Here is a 24796-nt window from a genome sequence, read left to right as displayed (position 1 = left end):
GAACGATTATTTCTTGGCTTACCGCGTGGCTTATTTCTTGGCCGCGACGAGGTGGAACTTGATGACGACTTCGTCGGCGACAACCGATGTGTCCTTCCATTCGCCCGAGCCGACATCGAACTGCGTACGTTTGATGGGCAACGCGCCATCGAAGGTTTGCGTCGCGCCCTGGCTCGTGACGGTGACCGGCACGGTGACGTTCTGCGATTTACCCTTGATGGTCAGCTTGCCGCTGACGTTGAACTTCGTGCCGCCGGCCGGCGCGATGGCCGTTGAAACAAACGTAGCCGTCGGGAAATGGGCCGTATCGAACCAGTCCTTGTCGGTCGCCTGCTTGTTGTAGCTGTCATCGCCGAGGTCGTAGCTGCTCGTATCGATGGTCAGATTCGCGCTGCCGGCCGCCGGCTTGGCCGGATCGAAGTCGAGTTGCGCGGTGAACTTCTTGAACTTGCCTTCGACAGGCACGTTCATTTGCTTCGATGTCGCCGTCACCGTGCTTTTGGTCGTGTCGACCTGGGCTTGGGCAAACGCGGAAACCGCCGCGACCAGCGATGCGGAGCAAATGCCTGCAAGCAACCAACGGGAAAATTTCGCGTGTTTCATGTATGTCCTGAGGCCACCGGGAAAACCGGCCAAGCCGCTATTGAAGAGTCAAACGCAATCCGGCGCAACCTGTGCGGAGGAAACTGGCTATCAACAACAAGGAATCAATTGCACCTGATTTCCGATGAGTGCGAACCGGGCAGTACTTACCGGACGCTTACCGAAGGAACGGAATCATGCGGGCGAGCAAACCGTCACGATCGACGAAATGATGCTTCAACGCCGCCAATACGTGCATGGCAACAAGCACGAGCAGCGTGTAATTCAGGTAGATATGAACCATCTTCAGCGTGGCTTTCAACGCGGTATCCGGTCCGATGATCGTCGGCAGTGGCACCAGCCCGAGATACACGACCTGAATGCCGGCCGCCGAGCTATAGAGATAGCCGGACGCCGGAATCACCAGCATCAGCGCGTACAGCAGAAAGTGCGTGAGGTGGGCGACACCTTTTTGCCACGCGGGAATGCGCCGCGGCATGGCCGGCGCCGCATGCGTGGCGCGCCAGAGCACGCGCACGACGGCGAGCGCGAACACCGTCACGCCGATCCACTTGTGCCAGGAGAAGTATTTGAGCTTGGTTGGCGTGAAACCGGGAATATCGGTCATGATCCAGCCAAGATAGAAGCCGCATACAATCAGCAGCGCGATCAGCCAGTGAAGGCCGATCGCGGTCCGGCTGTAGCTGTCGGAGTTGGCGAAGTTCGGGCTGCGTTCCATACGTGGTCCACCAGAAAAAATGCGCAATTGATGACTTGACCCCAAGCGATGTATCGCGCGGTATCCGCACTAACCCGACGATAAGGTCTCAAGGCCGCCATCCTACCCGAACAAGTAAAAACCGGCTTTTCGCTAAAGAAATAGTTGCCGATTCGTCCGCGCCCGCGTTACAAATCTGGTATCGGTGGCTTGTTATCCAGGCTCGTTTGCAGACCGGCACTCAGGTTAACGAGCCACGCACGCCGACAATTCCATTCGGGATTACATCCGTGCGAGGAGTCAACCGGAGTCCGCCAACCGGCATGGGCCCATGCCTCAGCGCCTTCTGTGACAGGACGGTGAATCGGGTCTCCGCGCTTCTTCCGCGTGGCAGCCCGCCGTTTGTTACCATGCCCGGTGGCCCGGCCCTTGCTCTGTTATGCAGCCGCTCCGGAACCGTGACGTTCAAGACACTAAAACAACACGCCAATACGAGTCCAGTATTCCGCCTATGGAAGAAGACGATCTGATCGCGTGCCACGAATGCGACACGCTGTTTCATAAGCGCGCACTGCCTTCCCGCAGTTCCGCGAAATGCACGCGCTGCGGCGCCACGCTCTACCAGAGCGTGTCGTCGAATCTGGACAAGCTTTGCTCCATCACGCTCGCCGCGCTGATCACGTTTTTGATCGCGCAGGCTTTTCCTATCGTGGAACTGGAAACGAACGGTATTACGTCGCAAACGACCCTGATTGGTGCAATCGTCGCGTTGTGGGGCGAGAACATGGAAGTGATCGCCACCATGGTTTTTTGCGCGACCATCCTCTTTCCGCTCACCGAACTGGTTGCAATGCTGTATCTGCTCGTGCCCTTGCGCGCGGGTTTCATCCCGGCCGGCTTCAGCCAGGTGCTGCGCGCGATTCAGTTCGTGCGGCCGTGGGGAATGATCGAAGTGTTCATGCTTGGAATCCTGGTCACGCTCGTGAAAATGGTGAGCATCGCCCGCGTGATTCCGGAGGCGGCGCTATTCGCATTCGGCGCGCTGACCTTGCTGTTCGCGGTGATTCTCACTTTCGACCCCCGCGCGCTGTGGGACATCGCCGAGCGCGTCGGTGGTCACGGACCGTTGCGCTATACGCCTTTCGGCGGCCTGCGGTCCGGCCCGGTATCGGCTTATTCGACCGATAACCTTGCCACGCCGTCATCCGATCCGCTGCATCCGTACGCGCCAGAGCAAGCCGCGCCGCCCGATGCAGCCGCTCCAGGGACTAAGCCATGACCGACACGCCCGAGACCTTAAGCGCTCCCGAAGGCGCCGACGCGCCCGAACCGTTATTCACGACGGCCAAGGAGGCAGGGCTGATCGCCTGCCACGCGTGCAGCCGCGTGCAAAAGCGCGTGTTCACGGTCGAGCACCAGCTTTGCGTACGCTGCGGCTCGCCGCTGCATCGCCGAAATCCGGACGCGGTCGCGCGCACCTGGGCGTTGCTGTTGTCCGCCGCGATCCTGTACATTCCGGCGAATTTGTATCCGGTGCTGCATACCTCGTCGATTGTCGGTTCCGAAGACGACACGATCATGAGCGGCGTGGCGATGTTCTGGAACGATGGCGACTATCCGCTCTCCGCCATCATATTTATCGCCAGCATTCTCGTGCCGATGCTCAAGCTCGGCACGCTGGCGTTTCTCACCTGGGCTACGCAAACGGGCTCCAAGTGGCGACCTCGCCAGCGCACGACGTTGTACAGAATCGTCGAAAAAATCGGCCGATGGTCAATGCTTGATGTCTTTGTCGTGACACTGACCGTGGCGCTCGTGCGCTTCGGTTCACTCGCCGTCATCACGCCAGGGCCGGGCGCGCTTGCGTTCGGCTGCGTGGTGGTGCTCACCATGCTGGCCTCCATGCAATTCGACCCGCGACTGATGTGGGATCACATCGAACCTTCAGGAAAGAAACATGACTAGCCCGCAAGGTCCTTCGAACAACGCCGTCAAAGGCCCGAACGAGCCGTCGCGAAACGCGGGCGGCGGCGGTGGCTTGCCGCCCAATCTCCCGGAACCGGTGATCGAGCCGCGCAGCCGCTGGATACCGTCGCTCGTCTGGGTGATTCCGCTCATCGCCGCGCTGATCGGCATTGCGCTGGTGGTGAAGTCGGTATCGGGACGTGGACCGACGATCACCATCAGCTTCGTGAGCGCCGAAGGCCTGGAGACGGGCAAGACCAAGGTTAAGTACAAGGACGTCGATGTCGGCACGGTCAAGGAGATCACGCTGTCGAAAGACCACTCGCGCGTGCTCGTCGATGTCCAGTTGACCAAGGTCGCCGAGGACTTCGCGGTGAAAGACTCACGCTTCTGGGTCGTGCGTCCACGCGTGGCGGCAAGCGGCGTGACAGGGCTCGGCACGTTGTTGTCCGGTGCGTATATCGGCGTGGATGCAGGGAAGTCCAAAGAGGACGAGACCCATTTTGTCGGGCTCGAAACCCCGCCCGCCGTGACCGGCGATCAAAAAGGACGGCAGTTCACCCTGCGCGGTGAGTCGCTGGGGTCCATCGATATCGGCTCACCTATCTATTACCGGCGCGTGCAGGTCGGTCAGGTAGTCGGATTTTCACTCGACAAGGACGGCACGGGCGTCACCATGCAAGTGTTCGTGAACGCGCCGTACGATCAGTATGTCGGGACGAATTCGCGCTGGTGGCACGCAAGCGGCGTCGACCTGCGGCTGGATGCAAGCGGCTTCAAGCTGAACACGCAGTCTCTGGCGACCGTCGTGCTGGGCGGAATTGCGTTCCAGACGCCGCCGAACCAGGAGCCCGGGGAGCAGGCGCCTGACAACATGACCTTCCGGCTCGGTTCCGACGAACAGGACGCCATGCGCGATCCGGACGGCCAGCCGATTCGCGTCGTCATGAATTTCAACCAGTCGCTGCGTGGTCTGGCGGTGGGCGCACCCATCGATTTCCGCGGCATCCTGCTCGGCAGCGTGACGGGTATCGGAATCGAATACGACCCGAAGACGCGCAGCTTCCAGATGCCGGTGACCATGAATATCTATCCGGACCGGCTGGGTAAGCGTTTCCGGGACTCGGTGCCGCGTCAGAACACCGTTGCCGGACAGGAATTGCTGCAGAAACTGGTGTCGAACGGTTTGCGCGGACAGTTGCGTACCGGCAACCTGCTGACCGGGCAGCTGTATGTCGCACTCGATGTCTTCCCGAAAGCGGCCAAAGTCACGGTAGACCCGACGGCCAATCCGCTCGAGTTGCCGACCGTGCCCAATACGCTCGACGAACTGCAACTGCAGGTGGCGGATATCGCGAAGAAGCTGGACAAGATTCCCTTCGACGATATTGGCAACAACCTGAACAGCGCGCTGAAGAACGCGAACAACCTCTTTAACCAGCTCGGTACGGAAGTTGTGCCCGAAGCGCGCGACACGCTCACCGCCGCGCGGAAAACGTTCGGCGAGGCGCAAAGCACGCTGCAGCAGGATTCGCCGCTGCAATCGGATGTTCATCAGGCGCTGCAGGAACTCACGCGGACGCTGCAATCGCTCAACGCGCTCTCCGATTATCTGGAACGTCATCCGGAATCGCTCGTGCGTGGAAAACCAGGAGATAAGCCATGAGCTTGGCCAAAGTATTGAGGGCCGTCGGCGGGGTGTCGGCAATAGGCCTGGTCGCCGCGCTCGCAGCGTGCAGCAGTTCGCCGGTCAGCCGCTTCTACACGCTCGGTGGCAGCGACGCCACGACGAAAACGGCCGCGCCCGCTTCGTTCTATTTGGAAGTGTCGCCGGTGGACATGCCGCCGCAAGTCGCGAAGAACCAGATGGTCGTGCAGGACGGTTCGGCGCAAGTCCGCGTGCTCGAGGACGAGCGCTGGGCGTCCCTTCCCGCCGATGAAGTCCGGCGCGCGCTGTCGGCGGACTTGTCGCAGCAAACGGGCGCCATCGACGTTTACGGCACGCCGCATCCGGAGGGCGTGGCGGTGTATCGCGTCAAGGTGAATGTCCAGCGCTTCGAGTCGTCGCCGGGCCGGCGCGCGTTGATCGATGCCGTCTGGAGCGTGCGCGGCGTGAATAACGAGGCTGTCCTGACGTGCCGGACGGTGGCCCAACAAACTGTCGATGCAGGATATGACGCGCTGGTGGCAGGGCATCGGCGAGCGGTCGATCAACTCGCCAGCGAGATTTCCGCCGGGGTTCGGACGGTGAGCGCGGTGCCTGTGCCCGTGTCTTCTTCCGCCACGGCCGGCAAGTCCGGAAAAGTCGCGGCTCGCGTGCCGGCGGTGCTTCCCTGTCCTGCCGCCGCCATGTCGGCAAACGCGGCTGCGCCAGCACAATAAATATGGCTGACATGGTTGCGCGCTAGGTCTTGACAGGACGCGGCGTAGAAGCCGAAGCCCCTGTCAGGAGCGCGACTCCGGGCTCCGGGACAGCAACCCGGTTGCACCGAAAGGTGCGCCGGGTTTTTTGTCGCCCGACCACAACGCCGCCATCTTGAAATTTCAGTCGGCGCGCGTCCGGGCGGTTAAGATCCATCTCCGTGACTACTTATTGCAGAAACGACAACACAGATGATGAAACTGATCGGTTCGCTCACCAGCCCGTACGTCCGAAAGACGCGGATTGTGATGGCAGAAAAGAAAATCGACTGCGAACTGGTGCTCGAAAACGTCTGGGCATCCGATTCGAAAATCCATAGTTTCAATCCGCTCGGCAAAGTGCCGTGCCTGATCCTGGACGATGGCGAAGCCGTTTTCGATTCTCGCGTGATCTGCGAATACGTCGACACGCTCACCCCGGTCGGCAAACTGCTGCCGCAGGAACGCCGCGAACGCACGGAAGTGCGATGCTGGGAAGCACTCGCCGACGGCATGCTCGACGCCGCCGTCCTGATTCGCCTGGAGACTACCCAGCGCGAGGAAGGGCAGCGCAACGAGGCATGGGTGGTGCGCCAACAGCGCAAGATTGACGACGGCCTCAAGGCCATGTCAAAAGGGCTCGCCGCCAAGCATTGGTGTTCGGCGAATCACTTCACCCTCGCCGATATCGCCTGCGGTTGCGCGCTCGGATATCTCGATTTTCGGACGCCCGAGCTGAACTGGCGCGAGGAATATCCCAATCTGGATAAGCACCTTCAGCGTTTGTCGCAGCGCCAGTCTTTCATCGATACATTGCTGACCGACGGTAGCTGAGGTTTTTTTCGCGCCCGTGAGCATGATTTGAAAAGCCCCACGCGTGGGGCTTTTGCTTGTCGCGGCGAATAGCTGCCGCGTACCGCTTATTTCGCCAGCGCCTTCCTCAGCACGGTATTCGCCTGGTCGATCGCCGCGCGCGTGGCCGGGGTGTTGGCCAGCGCGTTGAGCATGACAAAGTCGTGGATCGTGCCGGCATAGCGCACCGCCGTCACCCGGACGCCAGCCTGTGACAGCTTGCGCGCATACGCCTCGCCTTCGTCGCGCAGCACGTCGTTTTCATCAGTGATGACGAGCGCGGGCGGCAAGCCCTTCAACTGATCAAGCGATGCGCGCAACGGCGACGCGGTGATTTTGTCCCGATCGGCGGCGTTCGGCGCGTAGGCGTCCCAGAACCATTTCATCGCGTTTTTGGTGAGCCACGGACCATCGGCGAATTCGTTGTACGAGCCGTCGTCGAAATTCGCATCGGTGACCGGGTAGAACAATACTTGGTAACGCAGCGCCGGGCCGCCCTGCTCTTTCGCCATCAACGTGACAGCGGCTGCCATGTTACCGCCGACGCTATCGCCCGCCACGGCCATACGGGTTGCATCGACGTTGAACTGCTTTGCATGCTCAGCTACGTAACGCGTGGCGGCGTAGGCCTCTTGCGTCGGCACGGGAAATTTCGTCTCCGGCGAGCGATCGTAATCCACGAAGATCACCGCGGCCTGCGCGCCGTTCGCGATCTCGCGGATCAGGCGATCGTGCGTATTCTTGTCGCCCAGCACCCAACCACCGCCATGGAAATACATGATCACGGGCAGCACGCCCTTGGCGTGGGCGGGACGCACGATACGGATCGCGATCTTGCCCGTCGGGCCTGCATCGATCACGCGGTCCTCGATCTGCGCGGCTTCCTTCGATACCGGTTGCGACTGAGCGCCAGCGAGAACGTTACGAGCATCGGCGGGGGACAGGGTGTAGATTGGCGGTCCTTTTTGCGCCGTGAGCGCGTCGATAAACTGCTGCGTCACGGGTTCGAGCACCGGCGCGGCGTGCGCTACGGCGCTTGCTCCGAACAATGCAGCAACCACGGAGGCGATGGCGAAGGACTTGAGCTTGTACATGGTTCACTCCTGTTAGTGAATGGATGCCGGGTGAGAGGCCGGTTGTTGCGGGTGGGTGAGACGGGTAATGCCTGCGGCTGCCTGCGACTTGGGACGCAAGACGGCTGAAACACGGAATACTGAAAACGACGCGGTAAAACACGGACAAATCATTTGGAAACGCGGACGAAACACCCAAATTTTATCTACTCATAGATAGATAACGATATAACTCAGTACGTAGCTCAGCACATAACTAAACAAACCCTTTTGTTTTCCAGCGCAAAAGCCAGCCCAAAATCCATGCGAGCGACCACTTGCCGGCGCTCGACAAGCGTCCAAACAATTAACGACGCCGGTCGCAGTGCACCGCTAGTCCAACCGATCGGCTAAAAAGCAAAATCGTCGATATCGATTCACCATTTACGTGCGACGTCGCAACTTGACGGACTGCCCTTTCGGCGACTCTTTGATGACGGTAAAAATAACTTCTAAATAACTTGGCTTCATTTAAAATCGGCAATCAAAATCTACCTACCTGAAGATAGATAACCCTATAAATGCGAAATTTGGAACACGCTTAATCATTATTAACAATATTCCCAACGATGCCGGCAGGGCAACGGCGAATACATCGATTTCCAAGCTAAGCACTGCGTTTCCACTCACATCGTGAATTAGCGTTTCACTGTTTGAGTGACCTCATCCAGACGTACCTTCGTGTGGAACAGACGACAGGCTAGGAGACTGCCCTGATAAGCCGCAAACAATGCGCGCGCCGTCGCATCAGGCTTTCCGTTCAGCCTCAGCGTTTCTTGCTTCTCCCCTTCGGCCAGCACCTTGGCCAACCAGGTTTCGTTAGCTTTAAAGAAAGCCTGAACCGCATGACGGATACCTTCGGGAAGTGATTCAATATCGGCGGCAAGCATCCCGCAAAGACAAACCTGATCGCCCTCGCCCACGATTTTCCCAAACAGCTTTACGTACCGGTCGAGTTTTTTCTCGGCGGAGGCGGAGCTGTCGATGGCGTAAATAGACGACATGACATCCGCGCTGTACGTATTCACCGCTTCGAGCACCAGATCTTCCTTCGACGGGAAGTAATAATGAATGCTCGACGTCTTCACGCCGACCAGCGTCGACAAATCCCGATAACTGAAACCGTTGTAGCCGCGGGTCATCAGCAAAACCTGCGCGTGATCAAGCAATTGCTCGCGCACGGTATTCTTGTCGGGGGTTTTGTCAGTGATCATTTTGGATTTGGCTTGCTGCTTCCGTAGGGTTGTTGCGCTCGTAGCCTCGCTGCGCCGCGTGATGATCCGATCAACGCACTCGGTCTCGCAGCGCCAATCTCAGGTACGCCGTGTTGTTTCGTCTTGCGCGTCATCGTTTCATCGTGCCCAGCACCTTCCATGGCAGTAATTTATCTACTAGAAGATAGATAGTCAAGATCTTTGTACGTTTTTGCATTGTTCTTTCACCCGTTTTTCACCAGCTTTTCACCGGGTAGCACCGATTTTTTCCCTCTGGGCTGTTCAGAAGGCATCCAAAATTCACCGGGTATGTACCGATTTTTTGTGAATTACTGATTTGTACGTGTTTTGTGCGTGTGTCCTGCCCAGGTCGGCGCAATAACGCAGCGGGCCGCAGCCCGCTTCCAACCAGCGTGAGGTACAGAAAGAAGAAGCCTATCGCGCCGTGAGCAGCGCGGCTCCCGCGTCGCGTCGCGCAGGCTGCGCAGTCGCGGCAGATTCAATAATCCCTCCGCCCAGACACACATCGCCCTGATAGAGCACAGCCGATTGTCCTGGCGTGACGGCCCATTGGGCATCGTCGAAACGGAGTTCGAAGCTGCCATCCGCCGGACCCGACGCTCCCACCACGCAAGGCGCGTCCGATTGCCGATACCGCGTCTTGGCCGCGCAAACGGTGCCTTCGACCGGCGCGGCGCCCGCGACCCAACTGGTATTGCCGGCCACGAGCGAGTGCGACAGCAGCCACGGATGGTCATGTCCCTGCACCACGTACAACGTGTTCGAGGCCATGTCCTTGCCCGCGACGAACCACGGGTCGCCGCTGCCGTCCTTGCTGCCGCCGAGACCGATACCTTTACGCTGACCGAACGTATAGAACGCCAGCCCGACATGCTCGCCGATTACCTTGCCGTCGGGTGTTTTCATCGGACCGGGTTGCGTCGGCAGATAACGGTTCAGGAACTCGCGAAACGGCCGTTCGCCGATAAAACAAATACCCGTGGAATCCTTCTTCGCCGCGTTCGGCAAACCGATCTGCGCCGCGATTTCGCGCACCTTTGTCTTCGGCATCTCGCCGAGAGGAAACAGCGTCTTCGACAACTGCGCCTGATTCAGCCGATGCAAAAAGTACGACTGATCCTTGGTCGAATCGGTGGCTTTGAGCAGTTCGAAGAGCCCGTCACGCTCGCGTACACGGGCGTAGTGCCCCGTCGCAATCGTCTCCCCGCCCAGCGACATGGCGTGGTCGAGGAAAGCCTTGAACTTGATTTCGGCGTTGCACAACACGTCCGGATTCGGCGTACGGCCGGCCGAATACTCCCGCAAGAACTCCGCGAACACGCGATCCTTGTATTCGGCGGCGAAGTTGACCGCTTCCACGTCGATGCCGATCAGGTCCGCCACCGACACCACGTCGATCCAGTCCTGCCGCGTCGAACAGTATTCGCTGTCGTCGTCATCTTCCCAGTTCTTCATGAACAGGCCGATCACGTCGTAGCCCTGCTCCTTGAGCAGCCATGCGGTGACCGACGAATCCACGCCACCCGACATGCCCACCACGACTTTCTGTTTTCCGGCCTTGCTCATGTTGATCTCTGCGTTACTGGCCTGAAGCTGATGAGTTCCAGCCCAAGCCCAAACCGCTAACCTGCACTCGGTGCGACCGAGTGCGTATGAATGAAGTCGAGCGGCACGCGCCGCCCGGCGAGGTAATGATCGAGGCATTCCAGCACGGCCGGCGACCTGTGCCGGTCGGCGCACGCGCGCAATTCGTCGGCGGTGAGCCACAGCGTCCGCACGATGCCCGAGTCCAGCGTCATGCCCGGCACTTCGCCCGACGTCGTACCGCAAAACGTAAATCGCAAATACGTCACCGACCTTCCCGGCCGCTCGAAGTGCGTGAGATACGTGCCGACAAGCGCCTGCGGCTCGAAATGGTGCGCGGTTTCCTCGAGCGTCTCGCGCTTCACGGCGTCGACGAGTGTTTCTCCGGCTTCCAGATGTCCGGCGGGCTGATTAATCTTGAGGCCGTCCGACGTGTGCTCCTCGATCACGAGAAAGCGCCCGTCCCGTTCCACAATTGCCGCGACCGTGACTCGCGGAGTCCATCGTTCTGGTTTCATGGGACGGTATTTTACCGTTTTGCGCGTTTTTACGTCGCCCGCGGGGTGAGCGCACGTTCTTGCCCGATCGTGTCATTTTTCGCGAATGTTTCGGTTACAGTGACGATCAGTCGCAAATAGCAGCTTAAAAGTTCGCTTAAATATCCGCTTAATCACGTGCACAGGCGTCTCCGCTTGCAAGACACGAGCGACTGCACACGGCCAGATCAAAAACTAGAACGTGAGGAGGATTGAAGATGCATATCGGAGTGCCTGCCGAAACGCGGGCGAACGAGGCGCGCGTCGCCGCCACGCCGGAGACGGTCAAGAAGCTCGTGTCGCAAGGTCACCGGGTCACGGTGCAGGGCGGTGCGGGCGTGCCAGCGAGTTATATCGACGATGCCTACGCCACTGCCGGCGCCGAACTCGTCGATGCCAACACCGCGTTCGCCGCTGATCTCGTCCTCAAGGTTCATTCGCCCAACGAAGCCGAATTGCTGCTGCTGAAGTCCGGCGCGGTGATTGCCGGCATGCTCGATCCGTTCAACGCCGAGAACAACGCGCGCCTGGCCGCGTCCGGCATCACCGCTTTTGCGTTGGAAGCCGCGCCGCGTACTACACGGGCACAGAGCCTGGACGTGTTGTCGTCGCAGGCGAATATCGCCGGGTATAAGGCCGTGCTGGTCGCGAGCAATATCTATCAGCGCTTCATGCCGATGCTGATGACCGCCGCCGGCACCGTGAAAGCCGCGCGCGTGCTCGTGCTGGGTGCGGGCGTGGCAGGCTTGCAGGCTATCGCCACGGCCAAGCGGCTTGGCGCGGTGATCGAAGCGTCCGATGTGCGTCCGGCCGTGAAGGAGCAAATCGAATCGCTGGGTGCGAAGTTCCTCGAAGTCCCCTACGAAACCGATGAAGAGCGCGAAGCCGCGGTCGGCGTTGGCGGTTACGCTCGGCCGATGCCGCCAAGCTGGCTCGCCCGGCAATCCGTGCTGGTCGCCGAACGGGCAAAGCAAGCCGATATCGTCATCGCGACCGCGCTGATTCCCGGCCGCCCCGCGCCTACCTTGATTGCAGCAGAAACCGTCCAGCAGATGAAGCCGGGCTCGGTCATCATCGATCTGGCGGCGGGACGCGGTCCTGAATTCGAAGGCCGGCGCGGCGGCAATTGTCCGCTGACCGAAGTCGATCAGGTCGTGACAAAACATGGTGTGCATCTGGTCGGCTACACCAATCTCGCTTCGATGGTCGCCGCCGATGCCTCCGCCCTCTACGCCCGCAACCTGCTTGATTTCATCAAGCTGATCGTGACGAAGGAAGGGACGCTGAACATCGATATGGCCGACGATATCGTCGCCGCGACGCTCCTGTGCCGTGACGGCCAGGTCACGCGCGGGATAAAAGGAGACTGACATGGAACTGGTAAATCACACGGTCATCAACCTGATCATCTTCGTGCTGGCGATCTACGTCGGCTATCACGTGGTGTGGAACGTCACGCCCGCGCTGCACACGCCTTTGATGGCGGTGACGAACGCGATTTCCGCGATTGTGATTGTCGGCGCGATGCTTGCAGCCGGCCTGACGATTGGGGACGCCGGCAAGTTCTTCGGCACGCTCGCGGTGTTGTTGGCTGCGGTCAATGTGTTCGGCGGCTTCCTGGTCACGCGGCGAATGCTCGAGATGTTCAAGAAGAAAGCGCCCAAGCAAATCACCCACGCTTCGAAGGGGGCCGCGCAATGAGCATGAGCGTTGTCACTCTCCTGTATCTCATCGCCTCGGTGTGTTTCATCCAGGCGCTCAAAGGGCTGTCGAATCCGAAGACGGCGCGCATCGGCAATACGTTCGGCATGGCCGGGATGGCGATCGCGATTCTGACGACCATCGCGTTGATCGTGAAGCAGGCTTCGGCGCTGGGATCGGATCTGTCGCTGGGGCTTGGGCTGCTGTTCGCGGCGCTCGTGGTCGGCGGAGCGGTTGGCGCGTATGTCGCGGCGAAAGTCGAGATGACGAAGATGCCGGAACTGGTCGCCGCGATGCACTCGCTGATCGGCCTGGCTGCGGTGTGTATTGCTTACGCCGTTGTTTCGGAACCCTCGGCGTTCGGTCTTGCTCCGTTGGGTGAACCGATTCCCGTGGGCAATCGCGTGGAATTGTTTATCGGCACGTTCGTGGGTGCGATCACGTTTTCCGGTTCGGTGATTGCGTTCGGGAAGCTGTCCGGCAAGTATCAGTTCCGCTTGTTCAAGGGCGCGCCGGTCGTGTATCCCGGCCAGCACATGATCAACCTGCTGCTCGCCATCGCGATGCTTGGGTTCGGCATTATCTTCATGCTGACGCAATCGTGGCTGCCGTTCGTGATCATGACGTTGATCGCGTTCGCGCTCGGCGTGCTGATCATCATCCCGATCGGTGGCGCGGATATGCCGGTGGTTGTCTCCATGCTCAATTCGTATTCGGGCTGGGCGGCGGCGGGTATCGGCTTCTCGCTGAACAATCCGATGCTGATCATCGCCGGGTCATTGGTGGGTTCGTCGGGTGCGATTCTGTCGTACATCATGTGCCGCGCGATGAACCGCTCGTTCTTCAACGTGTTGTTGGGCGGGTTCGGAAACGAAGGCGGTGCGGCGGCAACGGGCGGTGCGCAAGAGCAACGTCCGGTGAAATCCGGTTCCGCCGATGATGCCGCGTTCATGCTCGGCAACGCGGAAACGGTGGTGATCGTGCCGGGTTATGGACTGGCCGTGGCGCGCGCTCAGCACGCGTTGAAGGAACTCACCGATAAGCTGATCGAGAAAGGCATCGACGTGAAATACGCGATCCACCCGGTGGCCGGGCGGATGCCGGGGCATATGAACGTGTTGCTGGCTGAGGCCGAAGTGGACTATGAACTGGTCCACGAGATGGAGGACATCAACGGCGAGTTTCAGCAGACGGACGTGGTGCTGGTGCTGGGGGCAAATGATGTGGTGAACCCGGCGGCGAAGACCGATCCGAAATCGGTGATTGCGGGCATGCCGATTCTGGAAGCGTATCGGGCGAAGACGATTATCGTGAATAAACGGTCCATGGCGGCGGGTTATGCCGGACTGGATAACGAACTGTTCTATATGGACAAGACGATGATGGTTTTCGGGGACGCGAAGAAGGTGATCGAGGATATGGTGAAGGCGGTGGAGTGATATTCGCTGTCGCAAGAGATGAAACGCCGGCGCGCTCGTGAGGGTCGCCGGCGTTTTTTCTCGACAGGTTTTGCCTGGATTATCAACGACAATCCAACTACAATACGATTTTAATTCTATTGGAATCGCATGATGCTACTCGATCGAGCAGACCAAGCGATCTCGTCTACCGACTTGCAGAAGAACACCAAGGCCCTTTTGGACCGTATCACCTCGGGCGAGCAGGACCGGTACGTTGTGATTCGCGACAACCGGCCGGCCGCCGTTTTGATGCCTACTGAACGTTACGAGGCGATCATGAATGAACTCGAGGATTTGAGGGTCGAAGCTTTGGCGAGGGACCGGCTTTCTACGCTAGACAAGTCAACCAATCTCTCGCACGCCGAGATGCTGGCTTACTTTGGAAAAGCTGACTGATGGCATGGACGGTTCAATATCACCCGGCCGTGAAACGCGATTTAATCGGCCTCGGGCGCGTCGAAGCCGCCGCAATCCTTAAAGTAATCGAAGAGCGCATCGTTCACGGTGAGCCGGACAAAGCGGGCAAAGCACTGAGTGGGCAACTTGCAGGATGCCGCCGCATGAGAACCGGACAGACCCGCATCGTTTATCGCGTGAATGGGGATCGGGTCGAGGTTCTTATCATCGCGGTCGGAATGCGTCGGGACAACGAAATTTACGACGCAGCGACTAGCCGCGTTGATTGACTGAGCATCACCGGCCAGCGCCTCCAGCCTTTTCTTGTTGGAAGTTTAGTGACTGAGATTAGGCTTACCGATTCGCTAGAACCTGCGGCATCCATGTTGTTCAAGTATTTGCGCCCCCTCCCCCGCGTACAATATCCCCCTTCGATTCCCAAAAAAGCACCGCCCCATGGCCACTACTTTCCTTTTCGACTGGTTTGTCCCCTGCCCGCGCGGTCTCGAGGCCCCGCTTGCGGCCGAACTCGGCGAAATCGGAGCAAAGCACGTAGATGGCTCGCAATTCAGAACCGGCAAGGAAGTCCCCGGCGGCGTGCATTTCCGTGGCTCCTGGGCCGCCGGCATGGCTGCCAACCTGCATTCGCGCATCGCGAGCCGCGTGTTGCTGAAACTGGCCCAAGGCCCGTATCGCAGCGAACACGACATCTACGAACTCGCGTATCAGCAGCAATGGGAAAAATGGTTCTCGCCGAACGAAACCATTCGCGTCGATATCACCGCGATCAAATCCCCTCTGCGCAGCCTCGAATTCGCGACCCTGCGCGTGAAAGATGCCGTGTGCGACCGCTTGCGCGAATTGACGGGCAACCGCCCAAGCGTCGACACCGCGCAACCCGACGTCCGCGTCTTCGCGTTCCTGACGCTGAACGAGTGCACCTTGTATCTCGACACCTCCGGCGATCCGCTCTTCAAACGCGGCTGGCGACTCGACAAGGGCGCAGCGCCCTTGCGTGAAAACCTTGCCGCCGGAATCCTGCGGCTGACCGGCTGGACGCCCGGCACACCATTGTTCGATCCGATGTGCGGCAGCGGCACCTTCCTCGCCGAAGCCGCGCAAGTCGCGCTGAACATTGCGCCGGGCGTGGACCGCGGTTTCGGCTTCGAAAAGCTGAAGCAATACGACGTGAACGCGTGGCAAAAGCTGAAAGGCGCAGCCGTCGATGCCAAACGGGCCGCGCAGTCATCGCGTGCAGATATTCAAATCTACGGCAGTGACATTTCGGGCGATATGCTCGACAAGGCCTACGCAAACCTGGAACGCGCGGGTTTGCCGGAACTATCGTTGAAACAAGTCGATGCCCGCCACATGACGCCGCCGTCGGACACTCCCGGCATTCTGGTCGCGAATCCGCCGTATGGTGAACGTATTGAAGTACGCGGACGCGGTCCGCGTGGAGAGTTGCGCGAACCGAAAAATCGTGGCCGCGACGAAGATGAAGAAGCGTTCCACCGCGCTCAACCCGATCCCGCCGATCAGGAATTTTTCATCTCATTCGGCAACGCGCTCAAACAGCGTTTTCCGGGTTGGCGCGCGTACGTGCTGACATCGGATCGAAAGCTTCCGGGCATGCTGCGGCTGCGTGAATCCACAAAAACGCCGCTCTTCAACGGCGCGCTCGAATGCCGCCTGTTCCGCTTCGACCTGATCGCTGGCAGCGTGCGCAATCGTCCGGCCGCAGCGGAACCTGCAGCCGATCAAGCGCCCGAAGCGAAGGAGTGAAGCATCGCGGAGGCGGCGCTACAATCGCTGAATGAACTCATCGACTGAAGCCCAATCCTTATTAGCCGTCGACATTTATCGCAGCCGCCGTGACCGCGTCCTCGCGGCGCTGCGCGAATCGGGCGGCGGCGTGGCAATCATTCCGACTGCGCGTGAAGTCATGCGCAACCGCGACGCGGATTACCCATTCCGCCACGACAGCTACTTCTATTACCTGACGGGCTTCACGGAACCGGAAGCGACCTTGGTCCTCAATGCCGGCACCGACGCAGACGACCCCGCCGCCATCCTGTTCTGCCGCGAGAAAAACGCCGAACGCGAAACCTGGGAAGGTTTCCGCTACGGCCCGGAAGGCGCACGCTTCGCATTCGGCTTCGACGCAGCGTTCCCCATCGATCAACTCGACACGGAAATGCCCCGCCTGCTCGCCGATAACCCCGCGCTGCACTACGCGCTCGGCAGTTCCGCCGAACTCGATGAGCAGGTTCGCGGCTGGCTCGCGGCAGTTCGGGCACAGAGCCGGATCGGCGTGAAAGCACCCACGAAAGCAATCGATTTGCTGCCGGTGCTCGACGAAATGCGCCTCATCAAGGACGCGCACGAGCTCGGGATCATGCGGCGCGCAGGCACCATCTCGGCCGAAGCGCACCGGCGCGCGATGCAAACCTGCCGCCCCGGCATGCACGAATACGAAATCGAAGCCGAACTGCTCTACACGTTCCGCCGACGCGGCGCGCAAGCGCCTGCGTACGGCACGATCGTCGCGGCCGGCGCGAATGCCTGCACGCTGCATTACCCGGCGGGCAACACGATCGTGCGCGAGGGCGACCTGATCCTGATCGACGCCGCGTGCGAGCTCGACGGCTACGCGTCCGACATCACGCGCACGTTTCCGGCGAGCGGGCGGTTCACATCGGCGCAAAGGGAAATCTACGATATCGTGCTGGCCGCGCAATACGCCGCCGTCGACGCGACCCGCGCGGGCGTCAGTTTCGACGCGCCGCACGAAGCCGCGGTGCGTGTGTTGGCGCAGGGTCTGCTGGATACGGGAATCATCGACCGCAACAAGTTTGCGACCGTGGACGATGTCATCGCCGAGCGGGCGTATCAGCGTTTTTATATGCATCGGACAAGCCACTGGCTCGGCATGGACGTGCACGATGCCGGCGATTATCGCGACGCCCATGCGCAACTCGACGACCAGGGCGCACGCGCGTGGCGCACGTTGAAGGCGGGCATGACGCTGACCATCGAGCCGGGTTTGTACATTCGTGCAGCCGAAGATGTGCCCGAGCGGTACGCAAACATCGGCATCCGGATTGAAGACGACGCCATCGTCACAGCCGATGGCTGCGAATTGATGACGCGGGAAGTGCCGGTTGATGCCGACGAAATCGAAGCCTTGATGCGCGACGCGCAAACCTCAGATGCAAATTGAAACTGCGGAAACTGTCGGCCACGCACCGCCCGCCGATTATCACTTCGATATCGCCATCGTCGGTGCGGGTCCGGTTGGGCTCGCGCTCGCCGGCTGGCTGGCCAAACGCAGCGCGACGTCGCGCTTGTCGGTGGCGTTGATTGATGCACGCGAGCCTGGGGCGGCGTCGGCTGATCCACGTGCGATCGCGGTTTCGCATGGCAGCCGCGCGATGCTGGAATCGTCGCTTGGTTTTCCCGCCGATGCCACGCCAATCAAGCGCATTCACGTATCGCAACGCGGCCAGTTTGGCCGCACGCTGATCGACCACGATGAACACGGGTTGCCTGCGCTCGGTTACGTCGTGCGTTATGGCTCGCTTGTTTCAACGCTCGCGCAAGCGGTCAGCAAAACCAGTGTGCATTGGTTCACGGAAACCACGGCATCAACACCGCTGCATGATCACGAGGGCGTCACACTCTCGATCCATTCAGCTAGCGGCGACCGGACTATTCGCGCGCGCATTCTCGTGAATGCCGAAGGCGGCTTGTACAAGGAAGCGGACGCTTCCTCCGCTCTTTCCGCCGACAGCAAGAACACGCGCGATTATGGCCAGACGGCTATTGTCGGGACGGTGAGCGTATCGTCGCCACAACCTGGCGTCGCGTGGGAACGCTTCACGCCCGAGGGGCCGATTGCATTGTTGCCGTCCGGCGGCGCGCGTCAGGCCGACTACGCGCTCGTCTGGTGCTGCGACCCTGAAGAAGCGGCCCGCCGCTCGCAACTCCCGGACGCCGAATTCCTCGCGGAACTCGGCTCGGCCTTCGGTGAGCGCTTGGGCCGATTTACGCGCATCACCGGACGGGCGATGTTCCCGCTCGGGCTGAATGCGCTGAATGCGCTGGTCGACCGGCGCACGGTTGCTATTGGCAACGCAGCGCAAACGCTGCATCCCGTTGCAGGACAAGGGCTCAACCTGGGCTTACGCGATGCCCACGCGCTGTGCGACGCGTTATCGACGAACGGCCCGACTTCGGTCGCGTTGAGTCTTTTTGCTCAACGGCGCGCGTTGGACCGGCGCATGACGATTGGCGCAACCGATACGCTTGCGCGTCTTTTCACGGTCGATTTCGCGCCACTCGCCGCGATGCGCGGGCTCGCGTTAAGCGCGCTGGAACTCGTCCCGCCGGTCAAAACCGTGCTGGCACGACAGATGATGTTCGGGCAACGGCGCTGACCTGGCCGAATACTTGCAGCCGCTTCGAGCTAGCAGGGCGAGCGGCGGGATGGCTGTAGTCAGATCTGTTGCGCAAGACTTCTACTGAACTCATCACGCAAAGCACGCATCAGGTACGGTGCGCACTGCGATTCCTGTGACGAAGTCTCTGCGCGCCTTTCGCGAGCCTCGCATGACGCCCATCTCAGTCTCGATGCATGGATCGGATCAAACATGTCTTTCGCGCACTCCATTCATCTGCCCAGAGTTGGAGCTTTTCCTCTATGACCTTCGCGACATCCATAGAAGATTTAACAACTTGCGCGTCGATTGGACTTAATTGACTCAGCGCGTTCGCGTTAAAATAGGCGTTTCCTTAAGCGCTTTTGCGTCCCTTCATTTGGGAACATTGCGAGTTTCATGCCTATTTCCACACCGGCCATCGGCCCCCACATTTTGCGCAACAACTTGTTTGTCGCCCCCATGGCCGGGGTGACGGACCGCCCGTTCCGGCAGTTGTGCAAACGCATGGGCGCAGGTTACGCGGTGTCCGAAATGGTCGCGTCGAATGCGCAGTTGTGGAAAAGCGAGAAAACGCTCCGTCGTGCAAATCACACCGGCGAAGTGGAACCTATTTCCGTGCAAATCGCCGGCGCTGATCCGAAAATGCTCGCCGAAGCCGCGCGTCACAACGTCGCGAACGGCGCGCAGATCATCGACATCAACATGGGCTGCCCAGCCAAGAAAGTCTGCAATGTGGCGGCTGGGTCAGCATTGCTGCAAAACGAAACGCTCGTCGCGCAGATCGTGCAGGCCGTGGTGAACGCAGTCGGCGTTGGCCCGGATGCAGTGCCGGTCACGCTGAAGATCCGCACGGGCTGGAATCGCGAGAACAAGAATGCGCTCAACATTGCGCGCATTGCGCAGGACGCGGGCATTTCCATGCTGACAGTGCATGGCCGCACCCGCGCCGATCTCTACAAGGGCGATGCGGAATACGAGACCATTGCCGCCGTCAAGGCTTCCGTGCGCATTCCGGTGGTGGCGAACGGCGACATCGCCACACCCGAAAAGGCGCGTCACGTGCTGGCCATCACCGGCGCGGACGCGATCATGATTGGCCGTGCCGCGCAGGGGCGTCCGTGGCTCTTTCGCGAGATCGAACACTTTCTGCTGACGGGCGAACATTTGCCGGCGCCGCGTATCGACGAGATCCAGCAACTGATGAATGAGCATCTCGAAGATCACTATGATTTCTATGGCGAATTCACGGGCGTTCGTACAGCGCGCAAACACATCGGCTGGTACACTCGCGGCCTTTCCGGCGCCAACACGTTCAGACATCGGATGAACACGCTGGATTCCACACGAGAACAATTGCTCGCCGTGAACGAATTCTTCGACGCCCAAAAGGCGTTGTCCGATCGTCTCGTCTATGTCGAAGAACTCGACGCAGACGGCGACCGCGGCGGCAACGACGAAGCCGAAGAATCGTGCGGCATGCAGAACCACATAGACCGACTAGCCGCATGAGTAGACATCACATAGAACAATGCGTCCGCCAGAGCCTGGACAATTATTTCCAGGACCTGGACGGTTCCAAGCCGCACGACGTCTACGAGATGGTGATTTCGTGCGTCGAAAAGCCAATGCTCGAAGTTGTGCTGAAGCAAGCCGAGGGCAACCAGTCGCTCGCGGCCGAGTTTCTCGGCATCAACCGCAACACGCTGCGCAAGAAGCTGCAACAGCACGGACTGATCTAAAGCAGTTGTTTTAATCCGGACCGTCGCGGCGTACGGCGGTCGACTCGAATTTCCTGATTCCCCTCGACTCCCCTACCGGCTTCCGCCGTTCCCATCATGATCAAGCAAGCGCTCCTTTCCGTTTCCGACAAGTCAGGCATCGTCGAATTTGCGAAATCGCTGTCGGAGCTAGGCGTTAGCCTGCTCTCGACTGGCGGCACCGCCAAGCTTTTGGCCGATGCAGGTCTGCCTGTCACCGAAGTCGCCGACTACACCGGTTTCCCGGAGATGCTCGACGGCCGCGTGAAAACGCTGCATCCGAAGGTTCACGGCGGCATTCTGGCGCGCCGCGACCTGCCGGAACACATGGCAGCGCTCGAACAACACGACATTCCGACCATCGACCTGCTCGTGGTGAACCTGTATCCGTTTGTGCAGACGGTATCGAAGGAAGAATGCTCGCTGGAAGACGCGATCGAAAATATCGATATTGGCGGTCCGACCATGCTGCGTTCGGCGGCGAAGAATCATCGTGACGTGACGGTGATCGTCGATCCCTCGGATTACGCGACGGTCCTTGAGGAAATGCGCGCGGCTAAAAACACCGTCAGTTATGCGACGAATTTCAAGCTCGCTACCAAAGTGTTCGCGCATACAGCGCAATACGACGGCGCGATCACGAATTACCTGACGAGCCTGACCGACGAGTTGCAGCACAAGAGCCGCAACACGTATCCGTCGACTTTCAACCTCGCGTTCACCAAAGTTCAGGATCTGCGCTACGGCGAGAACCCGCATCAAAGCGCCGCGTTTTATCGCGATCTCACCACGCCCGCCGGCGCACTCGCGAACTACGAGCAATTGCAGGGCAAGGAACTCTCGTACAACAACATTGCGGACTCCGACGCTGCGTGGGAATGCGTGAAGACTTTCGACGCACCAACCTGCGTGATCATCAAGCACGCGAATCCGTGCGGCGTGGCGATTGGCGCTGACGCGCACGAAGCGTATTCGAAGGCGCTCAAGACCGATCCCACTTCTGCGTTTGGCGGCATCATCGCGTTCAATCGCGAAGTGGATGAAGCGACGGCGCAGGCAGTGTCGAAGCAGTTCGTGGAAGTGCTGATGGCGCCTTCTTTCAGCGATGCAGCCAAGCAGATTTTTGCGGCGAAACAGAACGTGCGTCTGCTGAAGGTGAATCTCGGCGACGGTCATAACGCGTTCGACCTGAAGCGCGTGGGCGGTGGCTTGCTCGTGCAATCGCTGGATTCGAAGAACGTGCAGCCGCATGAATTGCGTGTGGTCACGAAGCGTCATCCGACGCCGAAGGAAATGGACGACCTGCTGTTCGCGTGGCGTGTCGCGAAGTACGTGAAGTCGAACGCCATTGTGTTCTGCGGCGGCGGCATGACGATCGGAGTAGGCGCGGGCCAGATGAGCCGCGTGGACTCGGCGCGCATTGCCAGCATCAAGGCGCAGAACGCGGGCTTGTCGCTGACGGGATCGGCGGTGGCGTCGGACGCGTTTTTCCCGTTCCGCGATGGCCTCGACGTTGTGGTGAACGCCGGCGCGACCTGCGTCATTCAGCCGGGCGGTTCCATGCGCGATGACGAAGTGATCGCCGCTGCGGACGAGCACAACATTGCGATGGTGTTGACCGGAACGCGGCACTTCCGTCATTGAGCCTATTTCGCCTTCGAAAAGCCCGGTGGCCGGCAGGCGCACCGGGCTTTTTACTTTTTGCGCCGCGCTGTTAGTATCGCAAGCACTACGTTCCAACGGCACTCCATGAGAATTCTCGGTATTGACCCGGGCCTGCGCGTGACGGGGTTCGGCGTTATCGACAAGACCGGTCAAACGCTGACCTATGTGACCAGTGGCGTCATCAAGACCGCCGACGCAGATTTGCCGTCGCGTCTCCACACGATTTTCGAAGGTATCTCGACGCTTGTGAGGCAACACGCGCCCGACCAGTCCGCGATCGAAAAAGTGTTCGTCAACGTCAATCCGCAATCCACGCTGCTGCTCGGCCAGGCGCGCGGCGCGGCAATTTGCGGCCTGGTCGCGAGCGGCGTGCCGGTCGCCGAATACACGGCGTTGCAGTTGAAGCAGGCCGTGGTGGGCTACGGCCGCGCAACGAAAGAACAAATGCAGCAGATGGTCGTGCGCTTGCTCGCGCTTACGGGAGTGCCGGGCACCGACGCCGCCGATGCGCTCGGCATGGCCATCTGCCACGCGCACGCCGGCGGAGCGATGACGGCACTCGGCGAGATCGCGCCATCGCTGGCTAAAAAGGGCCTGCGCGTTCGGCGCGGCCGTCTTATCGGCTAACTCCACTACAAGTTCCTCACCATGATTGGTCGCATTGCAGGCGTTTTGCTGGAAAAAAATCCGCCGTACTTGCTCGTTGATTGCGGCGGCGTAGGCTACGAAATCGCCGTACCCATGAGCACCTTCTACAACCTGCCGAACACCGGCGAAAAGGTTGCATTGCTGACCCAGTTGATCGTTCGTGAAGACGCGCATTTGCTCTACGGCTTCGGTACGCAACAAGAGCGCACGACTTTCCGCGAGTTGCTCAAGATCAGTGGGATCGGGGCGCGCATGGCGCTGGCCGTGCTGTCCGGCATGAGCGTCCACGAACTCGCCCAGGCTGTGACAATGCAGGACGCTGCGCGCCTGACACGCACGCCCGGCATCGGCAAGAAGACGGCCGAGCGCCTTTTGCTCGAACTGAAGGGCAAGCTTGGCGCGGATTTGGGAACGGCAGCAGGCACGGTGAGCGGTCCAGACCACGCCAGCGATATCCTGAATGCATTGCTGTCATTGGGTTACTCCGAAAAAGAAGCGCTGATGTCGGTCAAGAATGTTCCGGCCGGCACGGGCGTCTCGGAAGGCATCAAGCTGGCCCTGAAAGCGCTGTCCAAGAGCTAGTCAGGCCAGTCTCCCACGCAACTGATCCGCCCAACAGTCGGCCGATCGGCCAGCTTTTCGAGTTCGAGCCACGCGGTACAATCGACGCATGATAGAAACCGACAAACTCGCTGCCGAACGCATCATCTCGGCTACTCCCGTCTCGCCGAACGAGGAAGTGTTCGAGCGCGCGCTGCGGCCGCGCGATCTCGAGGAATACGTCGGGCAGGAGAAGATCCGGGATCAACTGCAGATTTTTATCGAGGCGGCGCGACGTCGCTCCGAGGCGCTCGATCACGTTCTGTTGTTCGGTCCACCGGGTCTCGGCAAGACCACGCTGGCGCATATCATCGCGCGGGAGATGGGCGTTAATCTGCGGCAGACGTCGGGTCCGGTACTGGAACGCGCCGGCGATCTGGCCGCGCTGCTCACCAACCTTGAAAAGAACGACGTGCTTTTTATCGACGAAATTCATCGGCTGTCGCCGGTCGTCGAGGAAATCTTGTATCCGGCGCTCGAGGATTATCAGATCGATATCATGATTGGCGAAGGCCCGGCCGCACGTAGCGTCAAGCTGGATTTGCAGCCGTTCACGCTGGTTGGCGCGACTACGCGCGCGGGCATGCTGACCAATCCGCTACGCGATCGCTTCGGTATTGTGTCGCGGCTGGAGTTCTACACCGCGAGCGAACTGGCGCGAATCGTTACGCGCTCGGCGTCGCTGCTCAAGGCGGATATCGTCCCTGAAGGCGCGTTGGAAATTGCAAAACGCGCGCGTGGGACACCGCGAATCGCGAACCGCCTGCTTCGGCGTGTACGCGATTACGCCGAGGTGAGAGCGGACGGCAACATCACGGCCAAAGTCGCCGATGCCGCGTTGAAAATGCTCGACGTCGATCCGGTCGGCTTCGACCTGATGGACCGGAAACTGCTGGAAGCCATCCTGCACAAATTCGATGGCGGTCCGGTCGGCGTCGACAATCTGGCGGCGGCTATTGGCGAAGAGCGCGACACGATTGAAGACGTGCTTGAACCTTATTTGATTCAGCAGGGGTATTTACAGCGCACGCCGCGCGGACGCGTTGCCACGTTGCTCACGTATCGTCACTTTGGCCTCGCCGCGCCTGATGCTGGCCCGGTCCGCGAACTGTGGGACGCGAACACTGACAGTTAGGCGAACAG

The 24796-nt window shown here is 60.1% G+C and carries 25 protein-coding genes; 19 read left to right on the top strand and 6 right to left on the bottom strand.

Annotated features, from left to right (window positions below; genetic code table 11):
* Positions 1–30: 30 nt before the first annotated feature.
* A complete protein-coding gene (locus tag ACSOSP_RS15585) occupies positions 31–603 on the bottom strand; it encodes a YceI family protein (RefSeq protein WP_455308052.1) in 573 nt (190 codons plus the stop codon).
* Positions 604–760: 157 nt separating this feature from the next.
* Complete coding sequence (locus ACSOSP_RS15580; protein WP_455308050.1) at positions 761–1321, bottom strand: cytochrome b; 561 nt, start codon at positions 1319–1321, stop codon at positions 761–763.
* Positions 1322–1811: 490 nt separating this feature from the next.
* Here ACSOSP_RS15580 and ACSOSP_RS15575 point away from each other — a divergent pair, with 490 nt between their 5' ends.
* The 5 genes from ACSOSP_RS15575 (at position 1812) to ACSOSP_RS15555 (ending at position 6499) form a co-directional block, all read left to right on the top strand.
* On the top strand, positions 1812–2579 hold the full coding sequence (locus tag ACSOSP_RS15575) for a paraquat-inducible protein A (RefSeq protein WP_455308049.1): 768 nt from the start codon (positions 1812–1814) through the stop codon (positions 2577–2579).
* Complete coding sequence (locus ACSOSP_RS15570; protein WP_455308047.1) at positions 2576–3265, top strand: paraquat-inducible protein A; 690 nt, start codon at positions 2576–2578, stop codon at positions 3263–3265. The genes ACSOSP_RS15575 and ACSOSP_RS15570 overlap by 4 nt, the downstream gene beginning before the upstream one ends.
* Positions 3258–4931 carry a PqiB family protein gene (locus ACSOSP_RS15565; RefSeq protein ID WP_455308045.1) on the top strand — a complete coding sequence of 558 codons (1674 nt, stop codon included), beginning with the start codon at positions 3258–3260 and terminating at the stop codon, positions 4929–4931. Before ACSOSP_RS15570 ends, ACSOSP_RS15565 begins: the two co-directional genes overlap by 8 nt.
* On the top strand, positions 4928–5647 hold the full coding sequence (locus tag ACSOSP_RS15560; protein ID WP_455308043.1) for a PqiC family protein: 720 nt from the start codon (positions 4928–4930) through the stop codon (positions 5645–5647). Before ACSOSP_RS15565 ends, ACSOSP_RS15560 begins: the two co-directional genes overlap by 4 nt.
* Positions 5648–5878: 231 nt before the next feature.
* Positions 5879–6499, top strand: coding sequence for a glutathione S-transferase C-terminal domain-containing protein (locus ACSOSP_RS15555; protein WP_455308041.1), 621 nt, complete (start codon positions 5879–5881; stop codon positions 6497–6499).
* Between the two features lie 86 nt (positions 6500–6585).
* Here the strand turns inward: ACSOSP_RS15555 and ACSOSP_RS15550 are convergent, their stop codons facing one another.
* The 4 genes from ACSOSP_RS15550 to ACSOSP_RS15535 all read right to left on the bottom strand — a co-directional run bounded on the left by ACSOSP_RS15550 (position 6586) and on the right by ACSOSP_RS15535 (position 10966).
* Positions 6586–7611 carry an alpha/beta hydrolase fold domain-containing protein gene (locus ACSOSP_RS15550; protein ID WP_455308040.1) on the bottom strand — a complete coding sequence of 342 codons (1026 nt, stop codon included), beginning with the start codon at positions 7609–7611 and terminating at the stop codon, positions 6586–6588.
* A gap of 656 nt (positions 7612–8267) precedes the next feature.
* On the bottom strand, positions 8268–8843 hold the full coding sequence (locus tag ACSOSP_RS15545; RefSeq protein WP_455308038.1) for a TetR/AcrR family transcriptional regulator: 576 nt from the start codon (positions 8841–8843) through the stop codon (positions 8268–8270).
* A 435-nt stretch (positions 8844–9278) separates the two neighbouring features.
* On the bottom strand, positions 9279–10430 hold the full coding sequence (gene mnmA, locus ACSOSP_RS15540; RefSeq protein ID WP_455308036.1) for a tRNA 2-thiouridine(34) synthase MnmA: 1152 nt from the start codon (positions 10428–10430) through the stop codon (positions 9279–9281).
* Positions 10431–10486: 56 nt separating this feature from the next.
* Positions 10487–10966 (bottom strand): NUDIX hydrolase, encoded by a 480-nt coding sequence (locus ACSOSP_RS15535; RefSeq protein WP_455308034.1) that lies wholly within the window; start codon positions 10964–10966, stop codon positions 10487–10489.
* 236 nt (positions 10967–11202) lie between these two features.
* On the opposite strand from ACSOSP_RS15535, the gene ACSOSP_RS15530 reads away from it, so the two are divergent.
* The 14 genes from ACSOSP_RS15530 to ruvB all read left to right on the top strand — a co-directional run bounded on the left by ACSOSP_RS15530 (position 11203) and on the right by ruvB (position 24788).
* Positions 11203–12354 (top strand): Re/Si-specific NAD(P)(+) transhydrogenase subunit alpha, encoded by a 1152-nt coding sequence (locus tag ACSOSP_RS15530; protein WP_455308032.1) that lies wholly within the window; start codon positions 11203–11205, stop codon positions 12352–12354.
* Position 12355: 1 nt separating this feature from the next.
* Positions 12356–12685, top strand: coding sequence for an NAD(P) transhydrogenase subunit alpha (locus ACSOSP_RS15525; protein ID WP_031357506.1), 330 nt, complete (start codon positions 12356–12358; stop codon positions 12683–12685).
* Entirely contained in the window at positions 12682–14124 is a 1443-nt protein-coding gene (locus tag ACSOSP_RS15520) for an NAD(P)(+) transhydrogenase (Re/Si-specific) subunit beta (RefSeq protein ID WP_455308030.1), read from the top strand. The genes ACSOSP_RS15525 and ACSOSP_RS15520 overlap by 4 nt, the downstream gene beginning before the upstream one ends.
* 129 nt (positions 14125–14253) lie before the next feature.
* On the top strand, positions 14254–14541 hold the full coding sequence (locus ACSOSP_RS15515; RefSeq protein ID WP_455308028.1) for a type II toxin-antitoxin system Phd/YefM family antitoxin: 288 nt from the start codon (positions 14254–14256) through the stop codon (positions 14539–14541).
* Entirely contained in the window at positions 14541–14831 is a 291-nt protein-coding gene (locus ACSOSP_RS15510) for a type II toxin-antitoxin system RelE family toxin (protein ID WP_455308026.1), read from the top strand. The genes ACSOSP_RS15515 and ACSOSP_RS15510 overlap by 1 nt, the downstream gene beginning before the upstream one ends.
* 166 nt (positions 14832–14997) lie before the next feature.
* Positions 14998–16326: a THUMP domain-containing class I SAM-dependent RNA methyltransferase gene (locus ACSOSP_RS15505; RefSeq protein ID WP_455308024.1), complete on the top strand. Its 1329-nt coding sequence runs from the start codon at positions 14998–15000 to the stop codon at positions 16324–16326.
* Between the two features lie 31 nt (positions 16327–16357).
* Positions 16358–17764, top strand: coding sequence for an aminopeptidase P N-terminal domain-containing protein (locus ACSOSP_RS15500; RefSeq protein WP_455308022.1), 1407 nt, complete (start codon positions 16358–16360; stop codon positions 17762–17764).
* Positions 17754–18980: a UbiH/UbiF/VisC/COQ6 family ubiquinone biosynthesis hydroxylase gene (locus ACSOSP_RS15495; protein ID WP_455308020.1), complete on the top strand. Its 1227-nt coding sequence runs from the start codon at positions 17754–17756 to the stop codon at positions 18978–18980. Before ACSOSP_RS15500 ends, ACSOSP_RS15495 begins: the two co-directional genes overlap by 11 nt.
* A gap of 399 nt (positions 18981–19379) precedes the next feature.
* A complete protein-coding gene (gene dusB, locus ACSOSP_RS15490; protein ID WP_455308018.1) occupies positions 19380–20492 on the top strand; it encodes a tRNA dihydrouridine synthase DusB in 1113 nt (370 codons plus the stop codon).
* A complete protein-coding gene (locus ACSOSP_RS15485; protein WP_031357513.1) occupies positions 20489–20722 on the top strand; it encodes a Fis family transcriptional regulator in 234 nt (77 codons plus the stop codon). Before dusB ends, ACSOSP_RS15485 begins: the two co-directional genes overlap by 4 nt.
* Before the next feature lie 96 nt (positions 20723–20818).
* Positions 20819–22384, top strand: a complete 1566-nt coding sequence (gene purH / locus ACSOSP_RS15480; protein ID WP_455308016.1) for a bifunctional phosphoribosylaminoimidazolecarboxamide formyltransferase/IMP cyclohydrolase — start codon at positions 20819–20821, stop codon at positions 22382–22384.
* A gap of 105 nt (positions 22385–22489) precedes the next feature.
* Positions 22490–23032 carry a crossover junction endodeoxyribonuclease RuvC gene (ruvC, locus tag ACSOSP_RS15475; protein WP_455308014.1) on the top strand — a complete coding sequence of 181 codons (543 nt, stop codon included), beginning with the start codon at positions 22490–22492 and terminating at the stop codon, positions 23030–23032.
* Between the two features lie 21 nt (positions 23033–23053).
* On the top strand, positions 23054–23635 hold the full coding sequence (gene ruvA, locus ACSOSP_RS15470) for a Holliday junction branch migration protein RuvA (RefSeq protein WP_455308012.1): 582 nt from the start codon (positions 23054–23056) through the stop codon (positions 23633–23635).
* Positions 23636–23723: 88 nt separating this feature from the next.
* Positions 23724–24788 carry a Holliday junction branch migration DNA helicase RuvB gene (gene ruvB, locus ACSOSP_RS15465; RefSeq protein ID WP_455308010.1) on the top strand — a complete coding sequence of 355 codons (1065 nt, stop codon included), beginning with the start codon at positions 23724–23726 and terminating at the stop codon, positions 24786–24788.
* Positions 24789–24796: the final 8 nt, after the last annotated feature.

This window comes from Caballeronia sp. KNU42 (genome assembly GCF_053760385.1).
Note: the sequence above shows the minus strand (reverse complement) of the source record. Positions and strands in the feature narration are given on the sequence as shown.